This is a genomic window from Dialister sp. (assembly GCF_051885895.1).
Lineage (GTDB): Bacteria > Bacillota > Negativicutes > Veillonellales > Dialisteraceae > Dialister.
In genome coordinates, this window is sequence record NZ_JBJEXP010000063.1 from 1 (window position 1) to 8,599 (window position 8,599).

6 protein-coding genes are annotated in these 8,599 nt (G+C 46.6%); 5 read left to right on the plus strand and 1 reads right to left on the minus strand.

The features are described 5' to 3' along the window. Positions 1 to 80: 80 nt before the first annotated feature. Complete coding sequence (locus ACI4N7_RS05200) at positions 81 to 2,096, plus strand: TonB-dependent receptor plug domain-containing protein (RefSeq protein WP_439732304.1); 2,016 nt, start codon at positions 81 to 83, stop codon at positions 2,094 to 2,096. Positions 2,097 to 2,254: 158 nt separating this feature from the next. Beyond that, positions 2,255 to 3,136 carry an ABC transporter substrate-binding protein gene (locus ACI4N7_RS05205; protein ID WP_439732305.1) on the plus strand — a complete coding sequence of 294 codons (882 nt, stop codon included), beginning with the start codon at positions 2,255 to 2,257 and terminating at the stop codon, positions 3,134 to 3,136. Between the two features lie 436 nt (positions 3,137 to 3,572). Here ACI4N7_RS05205 and ACI4N7_RS05210 read toward each other — a convergent pair whose 3' ends face one another. After that, positions 3,573 to 5,321 (minus strand): sensor domain-containing diguanylate cyclase, encoded by a 1,749-nt coding sequence (locus ACI4N7_RS05210; protein ID WP_439732306.1) that lies wholly within the window; start codon positions 5,319 to 5,321, stop codon positions 3,573 to 3,575. Between the two features lie 508 nt (positions 5,322 to 5,829). On the opposite strand from ACI4N7_RS05210, the gene ACI4N7_RS05215 reads away from it, so the two are divergent. The 3 genes from ACI4N7_RS05215 to ACI4N7_RS05225 all read left to right on the plus strand — a co-directional run. Further along, entirely contained in the window at positions 5,830 to 6,828 is a 999-nt protein-coding gene (locus tag ACI4N7_RS05215; protein ID WP_439732307.1) for a FecCD family ABC transporter permease, read from the plus strand. Between the two features lies 1 nt (position 6,829). Next, entirely contained in the window at positions 6,830 to 7,582 is a 753-nt protein-coding gene (locus tag ACI4N7_RS05220; RefSeq protein ID WP_439732308.1) for an ABC transporter ATP-binding protein, read from the plus strand. Between the two features lie 57 nt (positions 7,583 to 7,639). Then, a partial coding sequence (locus ACI4N7_RS05225; protein WP_439732309.1) for an ABC transporter substrate-binding protein occupies positions 7,640 to 8,599 on the plus strand: 960 nt, incomplete at its 3' end.

Genomic DNA, 8,599 nt, shown 5'->3' on the forward strand with positions numbered 1-8,599 from the left:
AAGGGGAATATGAGAACTGGAGCGCTTTGCGCTTTTTTCAGTTCTCTTTTTTTATATCTAAAATAATGGGAGGAAAAGGTATGAATCAGAAAGTCAAGTATGCAGCTCTGGGGATTGCTCTTGCATGCACCGGATGGACCGGCGCTTCAGCAGCAGAGGTGTATGAGCTGAATCCGATTACTGTAACGGCACAGCGAATGGAGACAACGGATTTGAAGACACCGGCTGCGGTGGATGTGCTGACGGCTGATGAAATCCAAAAGACCGGAGCCACTAGTGTACAGGAAGCGTTAAAATTTTCTACCGGTATCATCATGCATGCTCAGGGGCCGAGAAATATTTCCCAGGGAACCATGACAAATAAAGCTGTTATCAGGGGAAATGAAAAGGGGACACTGGTATTGGTAGATGGTGTTCCCATAAACCAGGAAGGGCGTTATAACCTGGAAGATATCCCGGTGGATGCCATCGAAAAAATAGAAATTGTTCGTGGCGGCGGTGCTGTCCTTTATGGATCGGAAGCTTCCGGTGGCGTTATTAACATTATAACGAAGGGTACTCGGAAAAATAGCATTAAAGCAGGCATAGGAAATTATGGTATCCAGAATTATTCAGCCAGTGCGCAGGCTGGAAAATTCGGTATTACATATAGCTATGATCATACCGGGAAGATAGATAGAATCTCTAAAGCTACTACTCCATCTGGCAAACAGAGGGGATCTTCTCCTGATGGAGGCATGTATTACAACATTATCCGAGGGGAACACAGTAATGTAAACTGGCGGTATAACTTTAGCGATGAACTCTATTTCACCCATACCTATGGTGAAAACAGTGATCATTACCGCTATAAATATGATGGACATGCCTATGCACCCAATAAAGATGCCACATTTAAAGATGCCATTCACAGTACAAGGGAAAACCTGGCTCAGCTCCATTATGACCATGAAGATTTCAAAGCAAGTATTTTTTATAACAATCGGGATCAGAAAACGGAAGACTGGATAGCTGATCAGAAAGCCACTATAAGCAAAAAAACAGGGAAATTGAGTTACAGTAATGCGGCAAAATTTAATTCAGCTGTGAGAAATTATGATTATACGAAATATCGCAATCAGACTATGGGATTGGATATATCCAACCGCTGGCATTTCGATAAAGGCTCTTTTATGGTTGGGTACAATTTCCAAAGAGATTTGGAAACCAAGACTACTTCTCCAATCTATGTAGGCGGCTATACGTCTAAAGAAGGGGCCCGTCATAAGTATCAGCGGAATATGCATTCTATCTTTGGACAACTGGCATATAACGTTACACAGAAGGATGAAGCCGATTTCAATTTCCGCGAAACTTGGACAGAAGACGATTCTGCCGGCAACGGATATGATAAGTTTACACCGGAAGTGACATGGACACACAGCTTTAATGAAAACGCTACTCTTTATGCCAAGGCAGGAAGGTCCTTCATGATGCCTACCTTTACACAGCTTTACGGCGGCGGTAATATCGTGGGCGTTCCTGACTTAAAACCGGAAACAGGCAATCACTTTGAGGTAGGATTCAAGAAAAATATTGGAAATTCCACCTGGCGATTTGATGTATTCCATTACAAGATTAAGGATCATATCGATGCCGATTCTTCAGAGTGGCCAACAGTGACCTATGAAAATACAGACATCCGCAACACCGGTGTGGAACTGGAATGGAGCCGCAGGCAGAATGAAAATCTGTCGTACCACATGGGACTTACCTACGGTCATCCGGAAAAGAAACAGTCCAAGTACAACAATGAATGGCATGATTACTATGGCCGCATTGAATTCAACGGTGGGTTTGACTATACAAGAGGTAAATTGACAACGGCGTTTAATATGAATGTTCTCGGTGATCGGACTAGAGACGCTACGCCCTATGAACACTTCAAAGATCAGTGTTTCACGGACCTTAATTTCTCCTACCAGGCGAATAAGGATGCCCGGTTCTTCCTGAATATCGACAACCTGTTCAATCGACATGATATCGTATCCAGTTCCAGCTCGTCATTCTATAATCTTGGAAGAAACTTTATGGCTGGAGTGGAGTATACATTCTAATTTCATATTTCTCGAAAGGGCACTGACTTACTGATTGATAAAAAGTTGGTGCCTTTATTTACTAGTGAGGTATCTTCTTGAAACGGTGCATATTATTTTTCTTATCTCTTTTCTTAAGCTTCTTATGTCTGACAGATTTGACGAGCTGCAGCAAATCTATGCCGGGAGAGGGGGTGCGGCAGGTGGTGGATGCTTCGGGGCAATCAGTATCCCTTCCTGTCCATCCGGCCCGTATTGTATCTCTGACGTATGGTACGGATGAGATTCTGCTGGGGCTGGTGGATACATCCCGGGTAGCCGCACTTTCTAAATATGCGGGCAATCCGGATATTTCCTTTGTGACGGAGGAGGAAAAGGAAGCTGTGGGACATACGGTTGACCTGAATGTGGAGTCCATTATGGCTCTGAAGCCGGATCTGGTTATTGCTTCTACTGCGGTGTCTCCCCAGGTGGTAAGCCTTCTTCGTCAGTCCGGGGTACCGGTGTATGTGTCCCTTGTGGCATCAAACTGGAATGAAATGGAAGAAAAAGTGCGGGGAGTGGCGAAGGCGGTGAATGAGGAAGCAGCCGGAGAGTCAATGGTACAGGAAATGGAAACCAAAAGGGCGAAGCTGGAGAAAAAGCTCTCTGCCATAGGCCCGTCGGAAGAAAGGTGCGCTCTGGGACTTTCTTTCCGTGGGATTCTGGGGAAGAAGGGGACTCTTTTCAGCGAGGTGCTGGCCATGGCCCATGTGAAGGACGGCGCCACTCGGTACGATGTGCCCAAGGGAACCAATGCCTATCTGTCCATGGAAATTCTGCCGGAAATCGATCCCGATGTGATTCTCATGCCGGTGTGGAAGGTAAAGACGGGAGATGATGAAGAAGCATTTGCTCGGGAAATTCTGGAAAATCCGGCATACCGGGATGTGAAGGCAGTCAAAAATAAAAAGCTGGTACCTTTTCCGGAAAAATACAAGTATGTTATGAGCCAGCATGTGACAGATGCCATAGAGGCCAGCGCCAGGGCTGTGTATCCGGAGCTTTTCGGAGAGGATTAAAGCAGTGCTGATTCATTCCTTCAAAGGAAAGGACGAAATAAAAACCTGTGAGAAAGAGGCTCATTTTCTCACAGGTTTTTATTTCTATCTTCAGGGAATCACTGATTTATTCCTAGGGAAGCACTGATTAATTCATAGAGTTTACTTTCATAAGAAATTTTATGCACTGCTTCGTCATGGAACTCCTTAAATAGCTCGCTATTCGCGTCGTCCCATTCCTTGCATTGCATAAAATTTCAAGAATGAAAGCAAACACTGATTTAATCAGCGCTTCCCTAGTGTCTGCTTTCATAAGAATTCTTATGTACTTCTTTGTCATGGAACTTCTTAAATAGCCCGCTGTTTGCGCTGTCCCATTCCTTACATTGCATGAGGATTCAGGAATAAAAGCAGATACTGCGTTAATCAGCGCTTCTCTGGTACCTTCATACAGAAGTTATTTTATAGTAATGACCCGATTTTTTCCCTTGCCCTTTGCCTGGTACAGAGCATGGTCGATTCGTTTGTAAAAATCATCGGGCTCTTCATGGGGAAGCACTTGAGCCGTACCAAAGCTTGCGGTGATTTGACTGGGCGGTGGGAGTATATCTGCTTTATATATGGCAGCCCGCAGACGTTCCGCAATGCGGGAGGCATCTTCCAGGGAAACGTGGGGAAGGAGAATGAGAAATTCGTCACCGCCCCAGCGGCCTGCCTGATCGTGGGAACGCAGGTGAGCTGTCAGAATGCGGGCGGTTTCAGACAGAACCTGATCACCGATATGGTGGCCATAAGTGTCGTTGATGGATTTGAATTGATCTAAATCCACCATGATGGCACAGAAATCGGCAGTGTCTTCCTTCGCTCTGAATTCATAGAACATTTTTTCAATGGCGCCGCGGTTCAAGATACGAGTCAGTCCATCATGAGTGGCGGTATAGGTCAGTTTTCGATAGGATTCCTCCAGCTCTGCAGTAGCTTCTATCATGAGACAGGACAAGTGCCTTATGGTGGAAAGAGGATCTCCGGGACGTACCTTTTTATTTTTCCCCTGAAGAAACCGCGGCTTTCCGGCGGGCAGGACTTTGGAAATTTTGTTTTTTCTCTCTTCACGGAACAGGATGATAACGGATGTCATGGTCATATGATAGATTCTGCCGCCCGTTTTCATGATTTCGCCATAAAACAGTCCGCCGGCAGAAGGCCTGATTTTTTCAAGGGCAGTGAGGGGCATGTTCATAGATTCTCTAAGCATCAGGGCTCTGATGGCGGAGGAGATAAGAAGAACTCCTTCAGGACAGAAGTTATGGATCTTCTCCATTTCTATCCGCAGCTCTTTCCGTATCCGGTCGGGACTTTCAAAAGATAGATGGACAATATCGCCTTTTTCCAGACTGCCGGCCATATACAATTCTCCCTTGCTGCCATAGCCCAGGGGGATGGCAGTTATTTCCACATCGCCGCGGCGGACAAGCAGAGGAAAGGCGGCTGCCTTACTGTAAAAGTATTCATTGGGATGGATGTGAAGATATTTCCTGTAAATATCTAAAGCGGGCTTTCCATCAATTTCTGTGATGGTATGGGGACCGTCGGTGCCTGTAATTTTCAGGGGACGGCCAATATGAACCCAGCCCAGGACATGGTGAGTCATGATATGAATGGGACCGTCGTAGCAGCAGAAATAAAAACCGCTGCTGTAGACCCGGGTATCATCCAATATGTACGTGGGGGCGGTCAGGTCTGCAGAAGCTGCGCGTCCGCCGAAGAGAGGGATGAACGGATATTTTTCAAAAAGTGCTTTGTCAAAGGGAACCGGTTCATTCAGGGAACAGGTCCATACTTCCAGTCCGGCAGGCTGTTCGATGCTTCGGAGCCATGAAGAAATTCTGCTTTCATTTTCTTCCCGGTTTTTGGAGGCAGTATGGAGAAAATGAACCTTTACGTTTTGAAATTCCATGAAGGTAATCAAGGCGGCGGGGTATTGAAGAGTTCCTTTCACTGTGGCTCCCTGAGTACTGATTCCCAGAATGGAAGAATCGGGAAAATACTGTTTCAGTGTATCCCGGATTTTTTCCGCATAGGAAATTTCTTTTGTGCAGAAAATATGAATGAGGGGATGATGGAAGGTTTCCTCTTTTTCCTTCATCGCCTGCAGGGAATCTGCAAGCTGGGAGAGTGAGGAAATACTGAAGGAATATTGTTTCATAGAATTGCCTCTTCATTGAATTTCGCCGGGGCTTTATCACTCGGCTTCCAACCATGTGCTTTGCCTTTGGAAACGCTGAATTATTCAAAGAGTCTGCTTTGATAAGCGCTTCCCTGTCATCACTGCTTCCTGAAATGTGGTATTCGCAGCATCGTCCTGTTGATATTTTTATTAATCATACGATGCCTCATTATACCATAAAAATAATTTAATAATTAGAGAATATTGCCGCAAAATTAAATAATCATTGCAGAAATATTCAATTTAAGATAAAATAAATTAGATTTAACAGTTAGGGAAGCAATGATTCATTCATAGAGTCTGCTTTCATAAGAATTTTTATGCACTGCTCTGTCATAAGGCTCCTTAAATAGCTTGCTATTCGCGTCGTCTTATTCCTTGCATTGCATAAAATTCAAGTATAAAAGCAGTGAGCGATTGAATCGGCGCTTCCTTAGAAGGGCAGGTGGCAGTGATGTTTCGCAGAAAAAATTCCATTTCATTATTTGTGAAATTCTCAATTCTTCTGGCAGCTCTGCTTATCAGCCTTATTTTTTCTGTCCGTTTTGGTTCAGTGGAAGTGGATACGGCAGATATTTTGTCGGAAGTAGGGACTATGATTTCCCAGGGGCATATGGGGAACAGCTCGTCAGCCATGATTCTCTGGCAGATTCGAATTCCCCGCACTCTTTTTGCCATGCTCTGCGGTATAGGCCTGTCTCTGGCGGGGCTTCTGCTGCAGACCATTACGCGGAATGATCTGGCGGATCCTTATGTGCTTGGCGTTTCATCCGGCGCCTCTACCGGCGCAGTGATGGCCATTATATGGGGATGGTTTTCTTTTGCCGGAAGCGGATCGGTGGCGACGGGCGCCTTTATAGGAGCAGCCGTTTCTACAGGCATTGTCATAGCGGCCAGTGGGAAAAGTCATAATCCTATCCGGCTGGTTCTCGTGGGCATGGGTGTATCCGCTTTTTTCTCTGCTTTGACCATGATGGTGATTTACGGGGCCCGTCATGAAGCACAGGTACGAAGTGCCATGTTCTGGCTGGTCGGAAGTCTTTCCGGCATGCAGTGGTCAGATATTTCTTTTACGGCAGCCGGGGTGCTCATTATGATGGGACTGGTTTTTCTTGTGCGAAATGACCTGGATCTCATGCTTTTGGGCGCCGGGGAGGCAGAATATCTGGGATTGAATTTGAAGCATTTCCAGCTGTTTATCATCCTTCTGACTTCGGCCATAGTGGCTCTTCTGGTGAGCAAATCCGGAATTATCGGATTTGTGGGACTGATTACGCCCCACATGGCCCGGGCGGCAGCCGGACCGTCTCATGGCCGGCTGCTGATTTTTTCATCCCTCATAGGTGCTCTGGTCATGATCTGGTCTGATGTGCTTTCCAGGACCCTTTTCGCACCGGAGGAGCTGCCCATCGGTGTGCTGACTGCCTGCGCAGGAGCTCCTGTTTTTATCTGGATTGTGACTCATCGCTACGGGGAGGGACGCTGACATGCTGGAAATACGTCATCTTTCTTACAGCATCGGGAACAGAGAAATTCTTCATGACCTTTCTTTTCGGATAGAAGAAGGCAGTATGACCTGCATTGTCGGTCCCAACGGGTGCGGAAAATCCACTCTTCTGGGACATGTGTCCGGCCGCCTGAAAAGCCGGGGGCATGTTTTCTATGAAGGAAAAGCCATAGAAACCTATGACAGAAAAGCCTATGCCCGGGAAACGGCGGTTATGGCCCAGCAGTCTATGGACATGACAGGCGAACTGCGGGCGGAACAGGTGGTGCTTATGGGACGCTATCCGTTCAAGAGCCGCTTTGGAGACTATGGAAAAAAAGACCATGAAATAGTGCACCGGGTCATGGAGGAAACAGGCGCCCTTCCTCTGTGGGGAAGGGAAATCAGGCATATGTCCGGCGGAGAAAAGCAGAGAGTTCTTATCGCCAAGGCACTGGCTCAATGTCCCCGGCTTCTTTTGCTGGATGAACCTACGAATCATCTGGATGTGAAATATAAAATATCCCTTATGGAAACGCTCCAGGCCTTTCATCAGCATGGCACGGTACTCATCGTCCTTCATGACCTGAGTCTGGCGGCCCGGTACTGTGACCATGCCATCATGATGAAAGAAGGACGGATTGTGGAACAGGGGACCGCGGAGGAGGTGCTCACCGTATCCAAACTGGAAGATACCTTCGAAGTCCCTTTTTACACAGCCCTCCATCATGGACGTAGATTTCTTTATTGCTGAGGAAGCACTGATGCAGTCTGTGTTTCCCTGCTGTTTATCTTATAAAGGAGGAATTTCATGAATCAGAAAGTAAAAAGAATCATGGCAGCCATGCTGCTCGTCGTATCTGCAGGCACTGTTCTCACAGGATGCGGTACCGGTGATAATGCAAAACCGGCATCATCCCAGACAGCGGCCGTATCCTGGAAAGAGACCCTGGATGGAAAGACGGTGGATATGAAAGTGGCAGCTCCGCCAAAGCATGCAGTATCCATGTCTTTTGCAACTACGGAAATGATGCTGGCTTTGGGTCTTCAGGATCAGATGGCAGGTACTGCCTTCAAGGAAGATGATATTTACCCATCCATTGCGGATGCCTATGCCAAAGTCCCGGTACTTTCTGAAAAATGGCCGTCCTATGAAAAGCTCATGTCTGTAAAGCCGGATTTCGTTACCGGCTGGGAAGTTCCCTTTACGAAAAGAGGAATTCCCGCAGATAAGATCATAGCTGCGGGAATTCCTATCTATGTTCCTGATTCCATGCAGGATACCAATGCAAACCTGGATACCCTTTTCAATGATATGCTGGAGTACGGAAAAATTTTCGGTAAAGAGGACCAGGCACAGAAGTGGGTGGAATCACAGAAGAGAGAACTGGAAGCAGCCCAGAACCAGATCAAAGATCTGCCCCATATTAAAGTGTTCGTATATGATTCCGATGATGGCCAGCCCTTTACTGCGTTTGAAGGATATACCACCAATGTGCTGAAACTGATTGGTGCGGACAATGTGATGGCAGGGCAGGGAGTAGATAAAACCTGGGCCAAGACAAGCTGGGAGAGTCTCGTCAAGGCAGATCCGGACTATATTCTCGTGGTGGACTACAGCACCAGCGACAGAAACCAGGATTCCTTTGACGAAAGAGTAGCTAAACTGAAAGAAGATCCGCAGCTGCAGAATGTGAAGGCAGTGAAAGAAAATCATTTTGTAAAAGTCAGACTGTCTGAAATTACCCCCGGTATCAGGACTGTGGATGCC

What these genes read in the sequence shown, in the direction of transcription:
- ACI4N7_RS05220 (WP_439732308.1), top strand. Translation starts at nt 6,830, where the DNA reads ATGCTGGAAATACGTCATCTTTCTTACAGCATCGGGAACAGAGAAATT.
- ACI4N7_RS05200 (WP_439732304.1), top strand. Translation starts at nt 81, where the DNA reads ATGAATCAGAAAGTCAAGTATGCAGCTCTGGGGATTGCTCTTGCATGC.
- ACI4N7_RS05205 (WP_439732305.1), top strand. Translation starts at nt 2,255, where the DNA reads ATGCCGGGAGAGGGGGTGCGGCAGGTGGTGGATGCTTCGGGGCAATCA.
- ACI4N7_RS05210 (WP_439732306.1), bottom strand. Translation starts at nt 5,321, where the DNA reads ATGAAACAATATTCCTTCAGTATTTCCTCACTCTCCCAGCTTGCAGAT.